19 protein-coding genes and 1 pseudogene are annotated in these 19,868 nt (G+C 72.1%); 15 read left to right on the forward strand and 5 right to left on the reverse strand.

Translation table 11 applies throughout. The features are described 5' to 3' along the window. Nucleotides 1-24: 24 nt before the first annotated feature. Nucleotides 25-2,079: an ABC transporter ATP-binding protein gene (locus tag AC1C2V_RS19145; RefSeq protein ID WP_495391243.1), complete on the forward strand. Its 2,055-nt coding sequence runs from the start codon at nucleotides 25-27 to the stop codon at nucleotides 2,077-2,079. A 67-nt stretch (nucleotides 2,080-2,146) separates the two neighbouring features. On the opposite strand, the gene AC1C2V_RS19150 is transcribed toward AC1C2V_RS19145, so the two are convergent. Further along, nucleotides 2,147-2,689 (reverse strand): GNAT family N-acetyltransferase, encoded by a 543-nt coding sequence (locus tag AC1C2V_RS19150; RefSeq protein ID WP_495391244.1) that lies wholly within the window; start codon nucleotides 2,687-2,689, stop codon nucleotides 2,147-2,149. Between the two features lie 66 nt (nucleotides 2,690-2,755). Beyond that, nucleotides 2,756-3,433: an SDR family oxidoreductase gene (locus tag AC1C2V_RS19155; protein ID WP_495391245.1), complete on the reverse strand. Its 678-nt coding sequence runs from the start codon at nucleotides 3,431-3,433 to the stop codon at nucleotides 2,756-2,758. Nucleotides 3,434-3,571: 138 nt separating this feature from the next. Between AC1C2V_RS19155 and AC1C2V_RS19160 the strand changes: the two genes are divergently transcribed. The 7 genes from AC1C2V_RS19160 to AC1C2V_RS19190 all read left to right on the forward strand — a co-directional run bounded on the left by AC1C2V_RS19160 (nucleotide 3,572) and on the right by AC1C2V_RS19190 (nucleotide 11,863). After that, the gene (locus tag AC1C2V_RS19160; protein ID WP_495391246.1) at nucleotides 3,572-4,591 is read left to right on the forward strand and encodes an AraC family transcriptional regulator; all 1,020 of its coding nucleotides are present in this window, start codon (nucleotides 3,572-3,574) and stop codon (nucleotides 4,589-4,591) included. 62 nt (nucleotides 4,592-4,653) lie between these two features. Then, nucleotides 4,654-5,484, forward strand: coding sequence for a TrmH family RNA methyltransferase (locus AC1C2V_RS19165; RefSeq protein WP_495391247.1), 831 nt, complete (start codon nucleotides 4,654-4,656; stop codon nucleotides 5,482-5,484). Nucleotides 5,485-5,559: 75 nt separating this feature from the next. Next, on the forward strand, nucleotides 5,560-6,447 hold the full coding sequence (locus AC1C2V_RS19170) for an ABC transporter ATP-binding protein (protein WP_495391248.1): 888 nt from the start codon (nucleotides 5,560-5,562) through the stop codon (nucleotides 6,445-6,447). Nucleotides 6,448-6,566: 119 nt separating this feature from the next. Further along, entirely contained in the window at nucleotides 6,567-7,547 is a 981-nt protein-coding gene (locus AC1C2V_RS19175) for an ABC transporter substrate-binding protein (RefSeq protein WP_495391249.1), read from the forward strand. Nucleotides 7,548-7,584: 37 nt separating this feature from the next. Continuing rightward, nucleotides 7,585-9,705, forward strand: coding sequence for an iron ABC transporter permease (locus tag AC1C2V_RS19180; RefSeq protein WP_495391250.1), 2,121 nt, complete (start codon nucleotides 7,585-7,587; stop codon nucleotides 9,703-9,705). Between the two features lie 100 nt (nucleotides 9,706-9,805). Next, nucleotides 9,806-10,756: a universal stress protein gene (locus tag AC1C2V_RS19185; protein ID WP_495391251.1), complete on the forward strand. Its 951-nt coding sequence runs from the start codon at nucleotides 9,806-9,808 to the stop codon at nucleotides 10,754-10,756. Between the two features lie 54 nt (nucleotides 10,757-10,810). Further along, entirely contained in the window at nucleotides 10,811-11,863 is a 1,053-nt protein-coding gene (locus tag AC1C2V_RS19190; protein WP_495391252.1) for a siderophore-interacting protein, read from the forward strand. Between the two features lie 11 nt (nucleotides 11,864-11,874). Here the strand turns inward: AC1C2V_RS19190 and AC1C2V_RS19195 are convergent, their stop codons facing one another. Continuing rightward, the gene (locus tag AC1C2V_RS19195; RefSeq protein ID WP_495391253.1) at nucleotides 11,875-12,459 is read right to left on the reverse strand and encodes a YbaK/EbsC family protein; all 585 of its coding nucleotides are present in this window, start codon (nucleotides 12,457-12,459) and stop codon (nucleotides 11,875-11,877) included. Nucleotides 12,460-12,778: 319 nt separating this feature from the next. On the opposite strand from AC1C2V_RS19195, the gene AC1C2V_RS19200 reads away from it, so the two are divergent. The 4 genes and pseudogenes from AC1C2V_RS19200 to AC1C2V_RS19215 all read left to right on the forward strand — a co-directional run. Then, complete coding sequence (locus AC1C2V_RS19200; protein WP_495391254.1) at nucleotides 12,779-12,892, forward strand: SDR family oxidoreductase; 114 nt, start codon at nucleotides 12,779-12,781, stop codon at nucleotides 12,890-12,892. A gap of 12 nt (nucleotides 12,893-12,904) precedes the next feature. Beyond that, nucleotides 12,905-13,489: a TetR/AcrR family transcriptional regulator gene (locus AC1C2V_RS19205; protein WP_495391255.1), complete on the forward strand. Its 585-nt coding sequence runs from the start codon at nucleotides 12,905-12,907 to the stop codon at nucleotides 13,487-13,489. Between the two features lie 265 nt (nucleotides 13,490-13,754). Then, a complete protein-coding gene (locus AC1C2V_RS19210) occupies nucleotides 13,755-13,919 on the forward strand; it encodes an SDR family oxidoreductase (RefSeq protein WP_495391256.1) in 165 nt (54 codons plus the stop codon). A gap of 83 nt (nucleotides 13,920-14,002) precedes the next feature. Next, nucleotides 14,003-14,287, forward strand: a pseudogene (locus tag AC1C2V_RS19215) (phosphoribosylformylglycinamidine synthase subunit PurQ); the annotation flags it as partial. Nucleotides 14,288-14,293: 6 nt separating this feature from the next. Here AC1C2V_RS19215 and AC1C2V_RS19220 read toward each other — a convergent pair. After that, nucleotides 14,294-14,953, reverse strand: a complete 660-nt coding sequence (locus AC1C2V_RS19220) for a DUF1345 domain-containing protein (protein ID WP_495391257.1) — start codon at nucleotides 14,951-14,953, stop codon at nucleotides 14,294-14,296. 140 nt (nucleotides 14,954-15,093) lie between these two features. Between AC1C2V_RS19220 and AC1C2V_RS19225 the strand changes: the two genes are divergently transcribed. From AC1C2V_RS19225 to AC1C2V_RS19235, 3 genes are all read left to right on the forward strand, one after another. Beyond that, entirely contained in the window at nucleotides 15,094-15,708 is a 615-nt protein-coding gene (locus AC1C2V_RS19225; protein ID WP_495391258.1) for an SDR family oxidoreductase, read from the forward strand. Nucleotides 15,709-16,074: 366 nt separating this feature from the next. Then, nucleotides 16,075-17,264, forward strand: a protein-coding gene (locus tag AC1C2V_RS19230; RefSeq protein WP_495391259.1) for an IS3 family transposase whose coding sequence is annotated in 2 segments (ribosomal slippage) — nucleotides 16,075-16,353 and nucleotides 16,356-17,264 — 1,188 coding nt in all. Because the reading frame shifts where the segments join, the coding sequence is not laid out codon by codon here. Between the two features lie 457 nt (nucleotides 17,265-17,721). Further along, the gene (locus AC1C2V_RS19235; RefSeq protein ID WP_495391260.1) at nucleotides 17,722-18,504 is read left to right on the forward strand and encodes a site-specific integrase; all 783 of its coding nucleotides are present in this window, start codon (nucleotides 17,722-17,724) and stop codon (nucleotides 18,502-18,504) included. Nucleotides 18,505-19,227: 723 nt separating this feature from the next. Here the strand turns inward: AC1C2V_RS19235 and AC1C2V_RS19240 are convergent. Next, nucleotides 19,228-19,353: a hypothetical protein gene (locus AC1C2V_RS19240; protein ID WP_495391261.1), complete on the reverse strand. Its 126-nt coding sequence runs from the start codon at nucleotides 19,351-19,353 to the stop codon at nucleotides 19,228-19,230. Between the last annotated feature and the right edge of the window lie 515 nt (nucleotides 19,354-19,868).

Below are 19,868 nucleotides of genomic sequence, written 5' to 3' on the forward strand. Positions count from 1 at the left end.
AGCACCGAGTCTCGAGGAGACGGCATGAGCACCGAGTCTCGAGGAGACGGCGTGAGCACCGACCGCAAGGCCCCGGCAGCGGGCGCACGTGCCGGCGGTGGCGGTCCCCGCCCCGGCGGCCCGATGGGCATGGGCGGCGCTCCCGGCGCCAAGCCGATGGACTTCAAGGGGTCGCTCGTCCGGTTCGCGCAGGTGATGCGCCCCGAGCGCGCCCGCGTCGTCCTGCTGAGCCTGTGCGGCGTCGTCTCGGTGGCCCTCACCGTGGCCGGGCCGAAGATCCTGGGTGAGGCGACCAACGTCATCTTCGAGGGAGTGGTGGGCAAGGCGCTCGGCGCGTCCCTGCCGGCCGGCACCACCGCCGAGCAGGCGATCGAGGGGCTGCGCGCCTCGGGCGACACGACCCAGGCGGGGCTCCTGGAGGGGATGAGTAACCTGGTGGTCGGGCAGGGCGTGGACTTCGCCCGCCTCGCGCAGATCCTGATGTGGGTGCTGGTCATCTACGTGGGCGCGTTCCTGTTCGGCTGGCTGCAGGCTCGGATCATGACCATCGCGGTGCAGAACACGATGCGCCGCCTGCGCGACGACGTCGAGGCCAAGCTGCACCGCATCCCGCTGGGCTACGTGGACAAGCAGGCCAAGGGCGAGATCCTTTCGCGGGTCACGAACGACATCGACAACGTGGCGCAGACCACCACGCAGACCCTGGCCCAGCTCGTGACGTCCGCGCTCACCGTGATCGGCGTCCTCGGGATGATGTTCTGGATCTCGTGGGTGCTGGCACTGGTCGCCCTCGTCACGGTGCCGCTGTCGGTGATCCTGACGATGCAGATCGCCAAGCGCTCGCAGCCGCAGTTCGTGGCCCAGTGGGCGGCGACGGGCCGGCTCAACGCGCACGTCGAGGAGATGTTCACCGGCCACTCGCTGGTCAAGGTGTACGGGCGTCAGCAGGCGGCCGCCGAGACGTTCGCCGGCGAGAACGACGCGCTCTACGACGCCTCCCGGAAGGCGCAGTTCATCTCGGGCACGATGCAGCCGACGATGGGCTTCCTGGCGAACCTCAACTACGTGGTGGTCGCCGTCATCGGCGGCCTGCGGGTGGCGTCCGGCCAGCTCTCCCTGGGCGACGTGCAGGCCTTCATCCAGTACTCGCGGCAGTTCACGCAGCCGCTGACGCAGATCGCGTCGATGATGAACCTGCTGCAGTCCGGCGTCGCGTCGGCGGAGCGCGTGTTCGAGCTGCTCGACGCGCCGGAGCAGAGCAAGGACCCGGACGACCCGCAGCGGCTGGCGCACGTGCAGGGGCGCGTCGCGTTCGAGGACGTGTCGTTCTCCTACGACCCCCAGACGCCTCTCATCGAGCACCTGGACCTCGTGGCGGAGCCCGGGCAGACGATTGCGATCGTCGGCCCCACGGGCGCCGGCAAGACGACGCTGGTCAACCTGCTCATGCGGTTCTACGAGGTGAACGGGGGGCGGATCACGCTGGACGGCGTGGACACCCGCGCGATGACCCGCGACGACCTCCGCTCGCGGATCGGCATGGTGCTGCAGGACACCTGGCTGTTCAAGGGCACCATCGCCGAGAACCTGCGGTACGGGGTGCGCGATGGGGTGACGGTGAGCGAGGAGGAGTTCCTCGCGGCCACCCAGGCCACGCACGTCGACCCGTTCGTGCGCACGCTGCCCGACGGGTACGAGACGGTGCTGGACGACGAGGCGACCGCGTTGTCGGCGGGGGAGAAGCAGCTGCTGACCATCGCCCGCGCGTTCCTCGCCGACCCCGAGATCCTCGTGCTCGACGAGGCGACGAGCTCGGTGGACACGCGCACGGAGGTGCTCGTGCAGCAGGCGATGAACGCGCTGCGGGCGAACCGCACGTCGTTCGTCATCGCCCACCGGCTGTCGACGATCCGCGACGCGGACTCCATCGTGGTGATGGAGCACGGGCAGATCGTGGAACAGGGCGACCACGAGACGCTGCTCGCCGCGGGCGGGGCGTACGCGCGGCTGTACGAGTCGCAGTTCACCGCCCCCGCGGTGGACGAGGAGGAAGTGGTCGCGGGACCCGCCGGGGTCTGAACCCGTGTCCGGTGCGCGAACCCGGGGCGTCGTCCCTCGGCCGCACGTGCTGCTCTGGAGATTCAGGTCAGGGCAGCACGAGCAGCCGGGCGGGCGGCGCCCCGTCTCGCTGCCAGTCGAACCGGGCCTCGCCCACCACGCGCCACCCGCGGTGCAGGTAGACGGCGTGCGCCACGCCGTCGCGGTCGTCGACGTCGAGCACGGGAGTGCGGCCCTGCGCGCGCAGGTGCGCCACGGCGACGTCGAGCAGCGCGCTTCCGACGCCGCGGCCCTGCGCGGTGAGGCCCACGAAGAGCACCGACACGCAGCCGAGCTCGGCGACCGGCCGCCCGACCCCTGCCGACCAGATCGCCCCGAAGCGGTCGTCGGGCACCGTGGTGACGCTGACGTGCCCGACCACCTGCCCCCCGACCTCGGCGACCCACGCGCGCTCCTCGTCCGGGCGCACGAGAAACTCCTCGACGGGGAACGGCAGCGGCCACCGGTGCGGGTAGCGCGACGCGGGCTGCTGGGCGGCGAGCACCTCGGCGAGCACGGGTAGGTCGGCCTGGTCGCGGTCGCGGACGACGACAGCGGGGGCGGGCACGGTGCGGATCTCGGCGTGGGACACGGTGCGATCCTGGCACGGGACCCCGACGCCCCGCCCACCAGGACCGTCACTGCACCAGGGCCGGGGTCAGCCCGACACGCTGAGGGTCGCACCCACCGCGGCGGGGTCGGCGAGCGCCTCGGCGTGCACGCGCGCGAGCCGGGCGCGCGAGACCTTGAGCCCCGCCCGGGTGTCGTCGGTCGTGACGTGGGCGGGCGCGGCCGGGCCGTCGGTCGCCTCGTCGTCGGTGAGCGAGACGGGGCGCACGATCGTCCAGTCGAGCCCGCTTGCCCGGACGGCCTCCTCCTGGCGTGCCGAGTCCTTGAACTGGCGCCCGATGACGAAGCGGAACACCAGCTTCCACGTGAGATCGAGGTGCCGCCAGGATTCCCCCAGGCCGTACGTCGTCTGGGCGACGACTCTCCGGACCCCCGTCTCGCGCATCGCCGCGAGCACGGTGGCCGTGCCGCGGGAGCGCACGTCCAGCGCGGTGCTCGCCCGGCGCAGCCACTGGACGGCGAGCGGGTTGTCGGAGATGCCGAGCGTGACCACCACGGCGTCCTGACCCGCGACCGCCTTGGCGACGGCCTCGGGATCCAGCACGTCCCCGTCGACCGGACGCACGGCGCCGGCCCCAGGGATCGTCCCTGCGAACACGGCGCTCGCCGTCCGTCCGAACGCCGTGACCGTGTGCCCGTCGGCCGCGAGCTGCCGCGTCACGGCGAGGCCGGTGCCGCGCGTCGCTCCTACCACCAGGACATGCATGAGGTGCCTCCTACGTCGCAGGCAGGGCCGCGAATCGGCCCCGCGTCTGGATCCAGACTCTCGGCCCTCAGTCGGACGAACAATAAGCGGATGTCCGCATTCATTGACTGATCGTCCGGCCGGGCGCAGGATGGCGTCATGAGCGACGAGGTCATGGCGACGACGCTGCCGGTGCCTGGCGCCGGGCTCCCGCAGGAGGACCCCTGGGCCGACGTGCTGGGTGACCTGGAGATGACTGCCGTCTTCTGCTCCACGGGCAGGTTCACCGAGCCGTGGGGCATCGCCCTGCCCGCGCTGCCGAGCGTCATGATGTTCCACCTGCTGCTCGACGGCCGGGCAGTGGTCGACGTGGACGGCGAGCGGCAGGACCTCGGCCCCGGCGACCTGGTGCTGGTGCCGCACGGCACCGGGCACCACATCACCGGGGCGGCCGAGGACCGGGCCACCGGGCTGTGGGAGATCGACCGCACGGTCGTCGCCGAGCGGTACGAGCAGCTGCGGATCGACGGTGGCGGTCGGCCGGCGACCCTGGTCTGCGGGGCCGTCGGGTTCACGGACCCCGGCGTGGGGCGGCTGCTGGCCAGCCTCCCCCCGGTGCTGCGGGCGCCGTCGGGGGCGGACGTCGCCGGGGAGGGCCCCGAGGGCGGGTGGCTGCGCGCCGTCGTCGAGGCGATCAGCCACGAGGCGCGGCACCCCCGGCCGGGCACCGACGTCGTGACCGCGCGCCTCGCGGACGTCCTCCTCGTGCACGTGGTGCGCGGCTGGCTGGAGGCCGAGGAGCCGGCGTCGGGCTGGATCGCGGCGTTGCGCGACCCGGCGCTCGGCCCGGTGCTGCGCGCCGTGCACGCTGCGCCAGGGGACGCGTGGACGCTGGCGTCGCTCGCCGCCGTGGCGCACCTGTCCCGGTCGGCGTTCGCCGAGCGCTTCGCCGCCGTGGTGGGCGAGCCCCCGATGACCTACGTGGCGGGATGGCGGATGGACGCCGCCGCGCGGCTCCTGCGCGAGCCCGGGACGAGCGTGGCGGGCGTGGCCCGGCGGGTCGGCTACGACTCCGGGCCGGGCTTCCACCGCGCGTTCGTCCGCCGGTACGGGACGACGCCGGGCGCCTGGCGCACGGCGGGCGCGCCACGCACCCTCGAGGACGTCCTCCCGCGCTGACGCGACGGTGCCGAGCCGATGAGGTGCCGGTGCGGGTGGTGGCTCGGGGGGAGAATGCCCCGGTGAGCACCCCCGAGCCCGTGCACGTCACCGACCCCGCCGACCCGCGCCTGCACGACTACACCGACCTCAAGGACGTCAAGCTGCGCGCGGCGCGCGAGCCCGCCGAGGGGCTGTACATGGCGGAGTCGTCGTCGGTGATCCGCCGCGCCCTGGAGGCAGGGCACCGGCCGCGGTCGTTCCTCATGGGGTCCAAGTGGCTGGCGTCGATGGCGGACGTGGTCGCCGAGCATCCCGAGGCGCCGGTGTACGTCGCGGACGAGGACGTGCTGCGCCGGATCACCGGGTTCCACCTGCACCGCGGGGCGCTCGCGGCGATGCACCGGCCGGTGCTGCCGAGCGTCCACGACCTCCTCGCCGGAGCGCGGGGCGGCGCCGGGGCGCGACGGGTGGCCGTGCTCGAGGACCTGGTGGACCACACGAACGTGGGTGCGGTGTTCCGCAGCGCCGCCGCCCTCGGCGTGGACGCCGTGCTGGTCTCCCCGCGCTGCGCCGACCCGCTGTACCGCCGGTCGGTGCGGGTCTCCATGGGCACGGTGTTCCAGGTGCCGTGGACGCGCCTCGAGTCGTGGCCCGGCGGGCTGCACGCCCTGCAGGACGACGGGTTCACCGTCGCGGCGCTCGCCCTCGCCGACGACGCCGTCTCCCTCGACGACCTGGCCGCCGACCCGCCCGAGCGCCTCGCGATGGTGCTCGGCACGGAGGGCGACGGGCTGTCCCGCGGGGTGGTCGAGGCGGCCGACACGGTGGTGACGATCCCGATGGCCGGGGGAGTCGACTCGCTCAACGTGGCCGCTGCCTCCGCCGTCGCGTTCTGGGCGACGCGCGCCTGACCGGTGACCCGCGTCACAAGGAATGACGATACAGGGGGATGACGAAACCCCTAGGTGAAGGTTAGCCTCACCTATGTGAGTCAGACCTTGGTTCCGTCGGCCGAGCCGGTGCCCGTGGCTGTGTCCGCGGTCGCGTCCCGCCCCGCCGCCGCGCTGGCCGGCCGCGGCCTGCGCCTCTCCTACGACAAGCGCACCGTCGTCGACGGCGCGCGGATCGAGCTGCGGGCCGGTGCCGTCACCGCGCTGCTCGGCCCCAACGGCTCGGGGAAGTCGACGCTGCTGCGCTCGCTCGCCCGCCTGCATCGCCCCGACGCCGGCACGGTCGTGCTCGACGACGCCGGTGACGGCGGGAGCGCCGCCACCGACGCGCTCGCGCTGCACCCCAAGGACTTCGCCCGGCGCGTCACCCTGCTCTCGCAGGGCCACCCCACGCCCAGCGGCGTCACGGTGCGCGACGTGGTCGCCTACGGGCGCCACCCGTACCGCGGCCGCTTCCGCTCCGCCGACGCCGACGGCCCGCGCGCGATCGCCCACGCCATGGACGTCACGGGCGTTGCCGAGATGGCCGAGCGCGGCGTCGACGAGCTGTCCGGCGGCGAGCTGCAGCGCGTGTGGCTCGCGACGTGCCTCGCCCAGGACACCGGCGTGCTGCTGCTCGACGAGCCCACCACCTACCTCGACCTGCGGTACCAGGTGGAGCTGCTCGACCTGGTGCGCGACCTCGCCACCGAGCACGGGGCCGCGGTCGGCGTCGTCCTGCACGACCTGAACCAGGCCGCCGCCGTCGCGGACGACGTCGTCGTGCTGCACCGGGGCGAGGTGCGCGCGGCCGGCCGCGCCGACGAGGTGCTCACCAGCGAGCTGCTCACGGACGTCTACGGCATCCACGTCGACGTCACCACGCACCCGGTCACGGGGCGGACGCGCTGCGAGGCCGTCGGCCGGCACGTCGCGCGCGTGTGACGAGACCTGCACCACCGACCCACCACCGACCCACCACCGACCTACCCGCGCCGGCACCACCGCCCGGCACACTCGTGCCCGCGCCCGCGGCGCACCGGACCCGAAGGACACCCATGCGTATGACCACCCGACCGCTGCTCGCCGGCGCTGCCGCTGCCGTGGCGGCGCTCGCCCTCACCGCGTGCGGCACCACCGAGGACCCCACGTCGGAGGCGGCCCCCGAGACGTCGGCCGCGACTGGCCCGGTCACCTACACCGACGAGCGGGGCGAGCACACCCTTGACGCGCCCGCGGCCGACATCGTCTCCCTCGAGTGGGGGCTCACGGAGAACCTCGTCGCCCTCGGGGTGGAGCCGGCCGGGCAGGCCGACGTCGCGGGGTACAACACGTGGGACACGGTGGCGCCGATCGACGAGGGCACGCCCGACGTCGGCACACGAGCAGAGCCGAGCCTCGACGCGATCTCGGCGTTGGAGCCCGACCTGGTCGTCACGACCACCGACCTGCCGGAGAACGTCATCGCGCAGATCGAGGAGGTCGCGCCCGTGCTGACGCTGCGCGGCTCCGACGGCGAGGACCCGCTCGGGTACATGCGCGAGACGGTGACCACCCTCGGCGAGGTGACGGGCACCCAGGACGCCGCGGCCGCGGCGCTCGACGACTTCGACGCCAAGGTCGCGGAGGCGACCACCGCCCTCGACGAGGCGGGTCTCGCGGGCGCCGAGTTCGCGATGGCGGACGGCTGGATCGCCAACGGCACCGTGACGGTGCGGATGTACACGCCGGGGTCGTTCTTCGGCGCGCTCGGCGAGGAGGTCGGCCTCAAGAATGCCTGGACCGACGGCGGTGACCCCGACTACGGCCTCGCGCAGACCGACGTCGAGGGGCTGACCGCGCTGGGCGACGTGCAGTTCGTCTACGCCGCGAACGACTCCGAGGCGGACCCGTTCGCCGATGGCCTGAAGGACAACAAGGTCTGGGCGCAGCTGCCGTTCGTCACCGCCGGCCACGTGCACCGCAGCCCCGACGGCATCTGGATGTTCGGCGGGCCGCTGTCCGGCGCGGCGTACATCGACGCGCTCGTCGACGCGCTCGCCTGACCCCCCGTCCGGCGGCTGAGCAGCAGGTGAGCGACGGGTGGGCAGCACCGTGAGCACGACGGCGGAGGACCTCGCGGGGCAGGCCGGTGCCACGCCCGGCACGAGGGCGGGGCGGGCGGCCCCCGCGCGCATCGTCGCGGCCTTCGGCCTCGCCCTGCTCGCGGTGCTGCTGCTGTCCGCCGTCCACCTCGCCCAGGGGACCGCGGACGTCGGCGCCCTCGACGTGCTGCGCGCCGTCGTCGGGGCGGACACCGACCAGACCGTGGCGGTCCTCGTCTCGTCCCGGCTGCCGCGGCTGCTCGCCGGCCTCCTGGTCGGGGTGGGGCTCGGCGTCGCTGGCGCCGTGCTGCAGTCGGTGGCGCGCAACCCGCTGGCCTCGCCGGACACGCTCGCCGTCAACGCCGGGGCGTACGTCACCGTCGTCGCGGCGGCGGCTCTCGGCCTGACCGTGCCCTTCTACCTGCAGGGCGGGCTGGCCTTCCTCGGCGGGCTGGCCGCCGCCGCGCTGGTGCTCGCCCTCGCCCGCGGCGGCGCCGACGGGCCCACCCGGCTGGTGCTCGCCGGGTCGGCGATCATGCTCGCACTGCACTCGCTGACCATGGTGCTGCTGGTGCTCTTCGAGCAGGAGACCACCGGCCTGTTCGCGTGGGGCAGCGGCAGCATCGTGCAGTCGGGGTCGCGGACGGTGGCGCTCGCGGCGCCCGTCGTGCTGGTCGGCGTCGCCGGCGCGCTGCTGCTCGCACGGCGGCTGGACCTGCTCGGCCTCGGCGACGACGCCGCACGGGTCCTCGGGATCGACGTGCGGCGCACGCGCGTGGTGTCGGTGCTGGTGGCCGTGCTGCTGGCCGCGATCGCGGTGACGGTCGCCGGCCCGATCGGCTTCGTCGGCCTCGCCGCGCCGGTGATCGCGCGGCTGGTCGGGCGCCGCGTGCCCGGCCTCGGGCGGCACACCCTGCTGCTGCCCTTCTCCGCGCTGGTCGGCGTCGTCGTGGTGCTCGGCTCCGACGTGCTGCTGCGGGCGGTCCTGCCCGGCCAGGCGTCGGTCGTCATCCCCACGGGTGTGGTCACGACCGTGCTCGGTGCGGGCATCCTCGTGTGGATGGCCCGCCGGCTGCGCGACGCCGGGGCCGGCGCGCGCGGCGCCCGGGGCGCGCTCGGCCGCCCCCGCTCGCGCGCGCGGGTCGTCACGGTGCTCGTGGTGCTCGGCGTCGCGCTCGTCGCGGCCGTGGTCGCCGGCCTGCTGCTCGGGGACCGGCTCGTGCTGCTGGGCGACGTCGCGAACTGGGTGCAGGGCGCGGCCGGGCGGCAGGTGGCGTTCGTGCTCGACCAGCGCGTGCCGCGCGTGCTCGCGGCCCTGCTCGCCGGCGCGGCCCTCGCCCTCGCGGGGACGATCGTGCAGGCCGTGTGCCGCAACCCGCTCGCCGAGCCCAGCCTGCTGGGCGTCACGTCGGGGGCCGGGCTGGGCGCGGTCACCATGATCCTGCTGGTCCCCGGGGTGGGGATCTGGCCCATGTCCGCGGCCGCCGGCCTGTGCGCGCTCGTCGTCTTCGCCCTGGTGTACCTGCTGTCCGCGCGCGGCGGCCTCGGCTCGGAACGGCTGGTGCTGGTCGGCATCGGCGCACAGGCCGGCACCACCGCGCTCATCACCCTCGTCGTGCTCGTCATCGCGCCCTGGGACGTCAACCTCGCGCTCACGTGGCTTTCCGGCTCGACGTACGGGCGCACCCTCGAGCAGCTGCTGCCCGTCGCCCTGGCACTGCTGGTGCTGGTGCCGCTCGCCGTGACGTACCGGCGGGAGCTCGACGTGCTGTCGCTCGACGAGGACACGCCCCGGGTGCTGGGCCTCGCGGTGGACCGCTCGAGGCTGGTGCTCCTCGGCGCGGCGGCCCTCACCACCGCCGCCGCGGTCTGTGCCGTCGGCGTCATCGGGTTCGTGGGCCTCGTCGCGCCGCACGCGGCGCGGGCGTTGGTCGGCGCCCGGCACGCCCGCGTGCTGCCGGTGGCGATCCTGCTCGGCGCCCTCCTGGTGTCGGCGGCCGACACCCTGGGCCGGGTCGTCATCGCACCCGGACAGATCCCCGCCGGCCTCGGCACCGCCCTGCTGGGCGCGCCCTACTTCGTCTACCTCCTGTGGCGCACGCGGGGGCGCGGCGCCTGACCGGCCGCGTCAGGACTCGTCGGTCGAGCTTGTCGAGACCGGGTGCCGACACCCACGAACAGCGGTGTCGAGCGCGACCGCGGCGAGAGACGATGGCAGGGTGAGCGACGGCACGACCGCCCCGGTGGTCCTCGGCTACGACGCGTCGGAGCCCGCCGAAGTCGCCCTCGTCTGGGCGGCGCGGGAGGCACGGGCGCGCGGGGCGATGCTGCGCGTCGTCTACGTGCGGGACGCGCACGACACGGGTGTTGCCGCCCGCCCGCACGGGGGCGACCTGGGGGAGCGCGGCGACGAAGGGCCCTGGCCCGTCGTGGAGGAAGCGGCCGCGCGCGCCCGCGACGTGGCGCCGGGCGTGACGACCGAGACGTTCGTCGAGTACGCCTCGCCCGCCTCCGCCCTGGTGGGCATCTCCGGCGACGCCGGCGCCCTGGTGCTGGGCGCCACACACCACGGCGGCCTCTACGAGGCGGTCCGGGGAACCGTGGTGCTGCAGGCCACCGCGCACGCGCACCGCCCCGTGATCGTGGTGCCCGCGGGGGCGGCGCGGCCGGACCTGCCGGCCGACGCGCCGGTCGTGGTGGGGTACGACGGGTCCGAGCCCGCGGGCCTCGCCCTCGACGCGGCCACGGAGTCCGCCTGGCAGCTCGGGCGCGCGCTGCGCATGGTGGTGGTCTGGCGGCCCGGCGTCACCGAGTGGGTGGTCTCGCGCGGGGCCACGGAGCACGAGGGGCACGACATCACCGAGGCCGACGCGGGCGAGGTGCTGGAACAGGCGCTGGCCCGGGTGGAGGAGCGGCTGCGGGAGCTCGGCGCCGCGCCGGGGGCGCTCGAGGTGCTCGGCGAGACGCGCGAGGGGCAGGTCGCCCGCGTCCTGCACCGCGAGGCCGAGGCGGCGGAGCGCCTGGTGCTGGGCACCCGCGGCCGCGGCGGCTTCGCCTCGCTGCTCCACGGTTCCGCGACGCACACGCTGGCGCGCACGTCCGCCTGCCCGGTCGTCGTGGTGCGGGCACGCGACGAGCACAAGGGTCCCGCGCGCGACCCGGACATGTGACGACGGTCACCCGGGCTTGCGGAACCGGGGCTAGGTGAGGTTAGGCTAACCACCGTGACCGAGACCGTCGAGGCGACGCAGCGCGCCGAAGAGCAGCCCGCGCAGGACGCCGCCCCCGAGCAGTCATACCGGATGTTCGACGTCACGGTCTCGCGGGTGACGCGGCTGTGCCCCTCGTTCATCCGCATCACGTTCGCCGGCGACGACCTCCACCTGTTCGCCGACAACGGTCGCGACCAGCGGATCAAGTTCCTGCTGCCCGCGCCGTGCGGCGGCTGGGAGTACCTGGACCGGCAGAACCCGGACTGGTTCACGTCGTGGCGGGCGCTGCCCGAGGAGCGTCGGAACCCGCTGCGCACGTACACGGTCCGCTCGGTGCGTCAGGACTTGCGCGAGGTGGACGTCGACATCGTGCTGCACGGCGACACCGGGCCCGCCTCGCGCTGGGCCAACGGCGCGACGCCGGGCACGCCGCTGGTGATCATGGGCCCGAACGCCGCGTACACCGGCGGGTCGCACGGCGGCCTGGAGTTCAATCCGCCCGCTGGCAGCCATGCGCTGCTGCTGGCCGGCGACGAGACCGCCGTCCCCGCGATCGCCGCGATCTGCGAGTCCCTGCCCGAGGACGCCATCGGCGAGGTCTTCCTCGAGGTGCCGCACCGCGAGGACCGCTGGACGCTGGTGGCGCCCGCCGGGGTCCGGATCACCTGGCTTCCGCGTGAGGAGCGTGAGCACGGGGGCGTGCTGGTGCCGGCCGTGAAGGACGCCGCTGACCGGCTGCTCGCGATGGGCGTGCGCCCGTCGTCCGACGCGCCCCTGATCCCCGAGCCGCTCGCCACGGGCGCCGGCCGTCCCGCGCTGACTGCCGCGGGGGTGGACCTGGACGGCGAGCTGCCCGACGTGGACATCGACGCGGAGATCCTCTGGGAGGTCCCGGTCGACGCCGCGGGTCACCCCCTCGCGCAGGACACCGTGCTGTACGCCTGGCTGGCCGGCGAGGCCGGCTCGATCAAGACCCTGCGCCGCTACCTGGTCTCCGAGAAGGGCGTGGACCGCAAGGCGGTCGCGTTCATGGGGTACTGGCGCCGCGGTCGCGCGGAGAGCTGAGCCCGTAGCCGTCAGCCGCGGGCGACGCCCAGGTCCTCGACCACCTCGACGCCGGGCATCGCGCACAGCAGCTCGCCGGGCATGAGCAGCTTGGACCGACGCAGGCCCGAGCCCATCAGGGCCAGCGTGCCCGGCTCGGCGAACCGGGAGTCCACGAGCACGCGCCACGCGGACGGCAGGCCCACCGGGGTGATGCCGCCGTACTCCATCCCCGACTCCGCCGTCGCCCGGTCGGTGGGCAGGAACGACGCCTTGCGGGCGTCGAGCAGCTTGCGCACCCGCGTGTTGACGTCGGCGAACGTGGTCGCGGTGACGACGCACGCGGCGACGCGCTCGACGTCACCCCGGCGGCCCGCCACGACCACGCAGTTCGCGGAGGCCTCGGGCGACAGGCCGTGCACCTCGTTCAGCGTGGCCGTGTCGGCGTGGTCGGGGTCGATCTCGGCCACGGCGACCTGATCGGCGACCCGCGGCTCGACCTCGGCCCAGGCCCGCAGCGCGTCGAGCACCGGCGCGGCGAGCAGGTCGGGGTGGTCCAGCGCGGGAGCCCAGGGGAGGTCGCCGAGCGTCGGCAGTCCCGTCGTCGTCCCGCTCATCGCGCGCACGTGGCGGGGGCGGGGAGCAGTGCATACGGGTCGGGGGGAAGGGGGTGCTCGAAGTCCATGCGGGCCATGGTGCCCGACTCGCGACGATGCTGGCCAGGGACGCACCGTGGTACGGTCCCTCCCAAACCGACCGGCCGGTATGTTGCAGGCCGGGTCGACGACGGAGCCGGACGCAGGCGGGCACGGAGGGGCGATGGAGCGCAGGTTCGAGGGCAGGGTCGCGCTGATCAACCTTACGCAGCAGCTCCCGTGCGCTCTACGAGGGGCACGAGGACGAGGCGATCGCGCGGTACCCCCTTCTCCCCTCGGGGTGCCCGAGGACGTGGCCGGACCGGTCGCGTTCCTGCTCTCCGACGACGCCGCCTGGGTCACCGGGCAGACGCTCCGGATCGACGGCGGCGCGAGCATCGGGCCGGTGGGGTGAAGGATGGGAGCCATGAAGAGTACCCACGTCGCCGACCGGGTCACCGCCGAGGCCCTGGACCTGTTCGCCACTCAGGGCTACGCCACGACCAGCGTGCAGCAGATCGTCGAGGCCGCGGGCGTCACCAAGGGCGCCATGTACCACTACTTCCAGTCCAAGGACGACCTGCTCTTCGCCATCTACGACCGCATGCTGGCGCTGCAGAAGGCGCACCTCGACGAGATCGTCGCGGCCGGCGGGTCGGTCGAGGACGTGGTGCGGGCGGTGTGCGTCGACGTCGTCGAGACGTCGATCGACTTCCTGCCCGAGGGCACGGTCTTCTTCCGCAGCATGCACATGCTCACCGAGCCGCGCCTCAAGGAGGTCACGCAGCGGCGGCGCGAGTACCACGACGAGTTCGCCGCGCTGCTGCGTGCGGGCCAGGACGAGGGCGTGTTCCGCACGGACGTGCCCCGGTCGCTGCTCGTGGCGCACTTCTTCAGCGACGTGCACTACCTGTCGCACTGGTACTCGCCCGAGGGCCCCGAGACCAAGACCGAGGTGGCCCAGCAGCTCACCGAGCTGTTCCTGCGCGGGATCCGGGCGATCCCCAGCTGACCCGACCTGTTCCGACCCGCACCGACCGCACGACCTTCGAGCGACGAGAGCGACGAGAGTGACGATGACCTCGCAGCTGCCCCGACCCTTGTCCCGACCCCCGGGCCGACCGTGCGCGCCTGGCGCGCGACCCGCACCGGGGAGCCCGCCGACGTGCTCCGGCTCGACGAGGTCCCGGCGCCGCAGCCCGGGCCGGGCGAGGTGCTGGTGCGGACGCGGGCCGTGGCCGTGAACTTCCCGGGCGTGCATCGGCTCGGCCCTCGGGGTGCTGATCGACCCGTCCCGCACGCCGATTCCGCTGGGCCGCGGCGGCGCCCCGGACGACCTCACCGGCGTGGTCGTCTTCCTCGCGAGCGACGACTCCGCCTACCTGACGGGCGCAGAACTCGTCGTCGGCGGCGGCATGACCGCCGGCGTCGGCCACCGCTGACCTGTGCGCCCGGACAGTGGCGTGCACCCACTCGGCGACGTCATCTGCCGCGGCCTCGAGATGTTCCGTCGAGTGCGTCGTGCGCGGGTGCCGCGCCTCGGTTTCATCCAGTTCACGGCGGTCCGACAAGGCACGTCTGCCACGGCTTCCAGATCCTCACCGACGCGCACCTGCTGCCCGGCTCGATGGTCAACCCGAACGGCTCCCGCCGCGGCATCGTGGGCATCACCTACGCCGCGGGAAAGGCCGTCGGGCTCATGCCGCACCCCGAGCACGCCGTCGAGGCGGGCTTCGGCCCGGCGAGCGACCCGCCCGCGCGCTGGTCCCGACGGCTGGGCTTCCTCACCTCGGTGCTGGGCTCGCTCGTCCACGCGTCACATGCCGGCGACGAGGTTGACCAGCCCCGCGAGGATCACCGAGCCGAAGAGGTAGGCCAGGAGCGCCTGCGCGAGCGCGGCGCGGCGCATCTCGGACGACTGCAGGTCCGTATCCGAGATGGCGAAGCTCATTCCGACCGTGGCGCCGATGTACAGGAAGTCGGTGTATCGCGGCGGGGCGTCCTGGTGGAAGTCGATCCCCCCGTCCGGGCCCGTGTAGTACAGCCGGGCGTAGCGGAGCCCGAAGTGGGTGTGGACCGTCGCCCAGGAGGCAGCGACGCTGAGCACGGCGATCGCCGCCGTCATCACACGGCGTGACTCGTCGCCCGTGGCGAGCACGAGCCCGACGACGCCGAGGCTCGCGACGGCGGCGACGAGGATGATGAGGTGCGTGACCGCGCGCCTCGGCTCCTCGCGGGTCGCATGGGCCGCCGTCTCGCCGGCGTCCATGGGCCAGATCGTCACCCACGTCCACACCATGTCCGTCGCGGCGAGGGCGACCCATCCGAGGGCCAGCGAGATGGCCGGATCGAACACGCGCCACGCGGCCACCGTCGCGAGCGCACCGACGACGACGGCGATGAGCAGCCGTGCGAGGGCCGACGTGTCGGCGACCCGACGACGTCGGCCCGGGCGCGGACTGCGGGAAGAGGGCACGGCGACAGTCAAGCACCGTCGTGGGGCGGATGAGCGGTGAACGCCCGGGTTGGGCCCACGCGCCCGACGTGCGTCATCCGCGAGCTGTGTCGTAAATGCCCAGGCTGTCCGCGGGACGTGCGTTGACACATCTTCTCTTGATGGGTCAGGCCCCTCGCCATCCGCGGCTGGCTCGACACGGCCCGCAGACACAGCCGCCACCTGCTGACCGACCTCCGCCACGCCGCCTGGGCGGTCAGGTCGCCGTCCCGCTCGTCAACCAGGTCCGGGTGGGTGCCGGCCAGCCAGCGGGTCAGGCCGGCGCAGTCCAGGCCGGGCACACGATCTGGGTCGGTGCCCGCGACGACGCCCGCGGCCGCGCGGCCGCCGAGGAGCTCGGCGGGCGCTTCGTCCGGCTCGACGTGCTCGACGACGCCTCGGTCGAGGCCGCGACCGCGCTCGTCGGCGCGCGCGGCGGGCTCGACGTCCTGATCAACGATGCGGGAATCGAGCCCCGCCTCGCCGGCAACGCCGTCCCGACGCCGGCGAACGAGACGGCGGCTCGGCACGATTGTCCGACAGAGCGACGTCGTCCTGATGCCGACAGATGTGTCGCACCGTCACACGGCTCGGTGCACTTGGTCGTTAGTGCCAGTGGTGCCGGGGGCTCCAGTCGAGCAAATTCTCCACGGGGCCGGTGTCGAGCAGAGGGGCGTACGAGACTCCTTCCCGAATGGCCTCGGTGTGGAGCGGTACGTCTGGCAACACCATGCTGAGCAGTTCCCGGGTCGTGAGCCCTGACGAGCTGATGTCGGGTCCGTTGACGAGGAGCCGGTGGTGCCCGTGCACGCCGGGTGCGACGAGAGCACGAAAGATGCACGTGGCGAGGTCGCGGACGTCGATGAAGGCCCCGTATTCCCAGAACGGCAGGTATTCGGACTCGGGGTTCTCCGTTGCGTGCGGCTCGGATGTGCTCGGCGATGTCGGCGTTGACGACGCCGGGTGGGCGTAGGCAGAGAGTCGGTGTTCCCGTGGTCGCGGTGAACGCCGCGCAGAGCTCCTCGGCTGCCAGTTTGGGTCTGCCCCGAGTTTGGTTGACACCTGAACTGTGAGGATCTTGTCCTCGCTGGAAGGATGTCCCCGTGGCAAAGCCCTATCCCAAGGAGTTCCGCGACGACGTCGTGGCCGTGGCCCGCAAGGGCCAGGCGTCGCTGTCGCAGATCGCGAAGGACTTCGGCATCTCCGAAGGCTCGCTGGCGAACTGGATGAAGCAGGCCGAGGTCGAGGACGGTCGCCGGCCTGGTCTGAGCGAGGCCGACAAGGCCGAGCTGCGAGAGCTGAAGAAGCGCAACCGTCTGCTGGAGCAGGAGAACGAGGTCCTGCGCCGGGCGGCGGCGTACCTGTCGCAAGCGAACCTGCCGGGAAAATAGTCTTCCCGCTCGTCCGTGAGATGGCCGCGGCCGGCGCCCGGATCAGGGTGCCGGTCGCGGTGGCGTGCAGGGTCCTTGGTCTGACGACCCAGGGGTACTACAAGTGGCTCAAGGCCCCCGTCTGCCAGCGTGACTGGGACGACGCCCACGTCATCGACGTGCTCTACGACCTGCACAATGACGACGAGACGTTGGGCTACCGGTTCCTGACCGACGAGCTGGCCGACGACCGCCAGATCACCGTCGGGGAGAACCGCGTGCACCGGCTGTGCCGCATCGCCGGGATCACCGCCTCGCATCACAAGAAGCGCAGCAAGGCCGGATCCGCCGGGCCTGCCCCGCACGACGACCTCCTGGCCGTGGTCGACGAACACGGCGTCGTCCGCCACGAGTTCGTTGCCGACCTGCCGAACAAGGTCTGGCTGTGGGACATCTCCGAGCACCCCACGCGAGAAGGGAAGCTCTACATCTGCGCGATCAAGGACGTCTACTCCGGGCGGATCGTGGGCTACTCCATCGGCTCGCGGATGAAGTCGTCCCTGGCGATGGCCGCGATGCGCAACGCGATCGCGCTGCGCTCACCGGCAGGGACCATCTGCCACTCCGACCGAGGCGGGCAGTTCCGGGCGAAGAAGGTGCAGCGCCTGCTGAAGAACCACCATCTGGTCGGGTCGATGGGACGCTCCTACGGCGCCGGGGACAACGCCAGCATGGAGAGCTTCTTCTCCCTGCTGCAGAAGAACGTCCTGGACACCCGACGCTGGGACAGCCGTGAGGACCTACGCCTGGCGATCGTGACCTGGATCGAGACGAAGTACAACCGTCGCCGCCGTCAGCGCCGTCTTGGCAGACTCACCCCGGTCGAGTTTGAGACCATCTACACGGCCGCAGAAGCGGCCTGACTACCGCACACCCCGATCGTCAACCAAACCGGGGGCAGACCCCCCCACCGCAAAGGCCTGTGCTCACGCTGCTGCCTGCGAGACGACCTCGCCATCCTGCTCGATGACGGCCACGGCACGGTGCGCACCGCACTCATCCCGTTCTACGAGGCCGTCTGCTCCCAGCCGGACTCGCGCAGCGCCCGGATCTGGCTACGGAACCCCACCGTCCTGCGCCTCTTGCGCGGCTTCGCCGACGGGTCGCTACCCATCGAGCACGCAACCTTCGACGCAGAGGACTCGCGCCAGACCGCCAACCACCTCGAAGGACTGTTCACGCGCTGCGGCATCCTGCCCGAACGCGACCCCACCATCGCGAAGTTCGAGCACTGGCTCGACATGAAGCTGAACGGCCCGATCCACCCCGGACGACCGGGCGCTACTGCACCGGTTCGCCACCTGGCACCACCTGCGCCGCATGCGTACTCGCGCTACGGCGGGCACCCTGAAGCCGGGCGCCGCGAACAGCGCCAAGCAGGAGATCACAGTCGCCGCGGACTTCCTCGGGTTCCTCCGCGGCCGCGGAATCACGCCCGCCGACCTCTCGCCGCAAGCGATCGATCAATGGCTCGCACCGGGGCCGAGCACCCGCTACGTGGCACGAAATTTCGCCCGCTGGGCCGTTCGCCATGGCCACCTACCTCCGATCGACTTCCCACGGCGGAAACCCCGCACGTCACCGGTGCTCACGCAGGACGAACGACTCAGCCTGCTGCGCAACGCCGTACTCGGTGCTGATCATCCGACGTATCTGCGCCTCGCGGCCGTCCTGCTCCTCCTCTACGGACAGCCCATCACACGCATCGCCCACCTGCGGCTTGACGACATCTCGATCACCACGACACCGGCCACGATCCACCTCGGCGATGAACCAGCGACCGTCCCCGGGATCGTCGAGGCGCTCATCCACGCGCACCTCGAGAACCGTCCGAACATGAACACAACCGCAGGGAAAGACTCGCCTTGGGTCTTCACAGGATTCCGCCCAGGCCGTCCGCTCACCGCGAACTACCTGATGGGGCGGCTCCGCAGCATCGGAATCGAACTCCGAGGCGCCCGGAACGCGGCTCTACGACAAATCGTCCTCGACATGCCACCCGCCATTGCTGCAGACACTCTCGGATATTCCTACGCGGTCAGCGAAAAGCACGCACGTGAAGCGGGCGCCTCATGGGCAAACTATGTCGTCGCACCGCGTTGATGCAATAGTCACCATTTTCGAACTACTCGGCCTCTGTGGGATGAAGAAGGAGCCCAATCTTCAGGGCCTTTATAGGGAACGAGTTTAGTTTACTCGCCAACTCTGGAGATAGGCGATCAAGTACCGCATGGATGACCATCTGATCATCGCTCGCCGACTCGTAGCCAAACTGTGCGACCGAACCCTCCGCCCCCAGAACGGCGGCCTCGATCTCGTCGAATTCTCGACGACTCCAATGGCTCCGAATCACCGCCACATCAGGGCCGAGACTTCGTCTGACCGCGTCTGTATCGGCAGCCAGTGCGACGAGCCGACCCGTCCCGCTAGCAGAATCCCGCTCCACCCAGCAATCAAGCAGGGCGCCGGACTCCATGAGCTCCCGCTCGACCGCTGGGCGCACGCGCCGCACCAGGTGCGGCTCCACTGGAGCCGCATGGGGCAGGCGGGCCCTCTGAGACTTGCGAACCGTCGACACGGTGACGCGATCTCCGATGAGAGAACCTGCGACTCGCACGCGTGTCCCCAACAGTTCGGTCGGGGCGAACGTCTCTGGCGATCCCAACTCCAGCGTGTAAGCGGCATCTAGAACCAGGCCCGCATAACTTTGTACATATGCGGGCTCGGCCTCAAGAAGCAGTCTACCTTCAACTTCTCTCAAGACACCCATGCACGTCACCGAATCTCCTTCGCTGACGGCATGGGCGCCCCAAGGTGCAAGATCTGTCACGCGGTAGCGCACTCCGCCGAGGTCGAGACCTGCTCAGCACCCTTGACGGCCGGGGCGGCGAACCATACGTCCTTGTTCACGTAGACCATCCAGTAGTAGTACCCGGTCGGGCATGCAGCCACGTAGAATCGCCGGCACTGGAGTGCCCCTTGCGCAATCCCGTAGTCCCTAATGAGTTGTGCGCGGCGAGCCGCACAGTTCACCTGCGAGGTGATGTGGTTCCCGTCCCACGGAACCCAGGACGCGAGCACCTCGGCATCGATCTCGGCCGCAGTGGACACGTGGCTTGAGGCGGGCTCGATAGCATTGACGGGCATCGAGACGGCCGCGACGCTACCGAGTGCAAGCGTACTGGTCAGTACGAGTCGCCAGATTCTGCGCATAGAAGTCACTCTCCGTTGAGCGAGGGAAAACTGACGCGCTGAGAGTGGCACGACGGCGACCGTGGTGCAACCGGAACTCTGCTGACGCGCGCGAGGTTGAGTGCACCGCCGGTGGGGCCAGGGGGAGTGAGGATTCGCACCGGTGCGATACGCACGGGCACCAGTCGAGGCTGTTTAGGTGTGATGTCCAGGGAGGTTGTACCGCCCGGCATCGGTGAGTCTGTCTGACAGACGAAGGCCTCCGGTTGTGAAGT

Source organism: Isoptericola sp. Y541 (assembly GCF_059445465.1).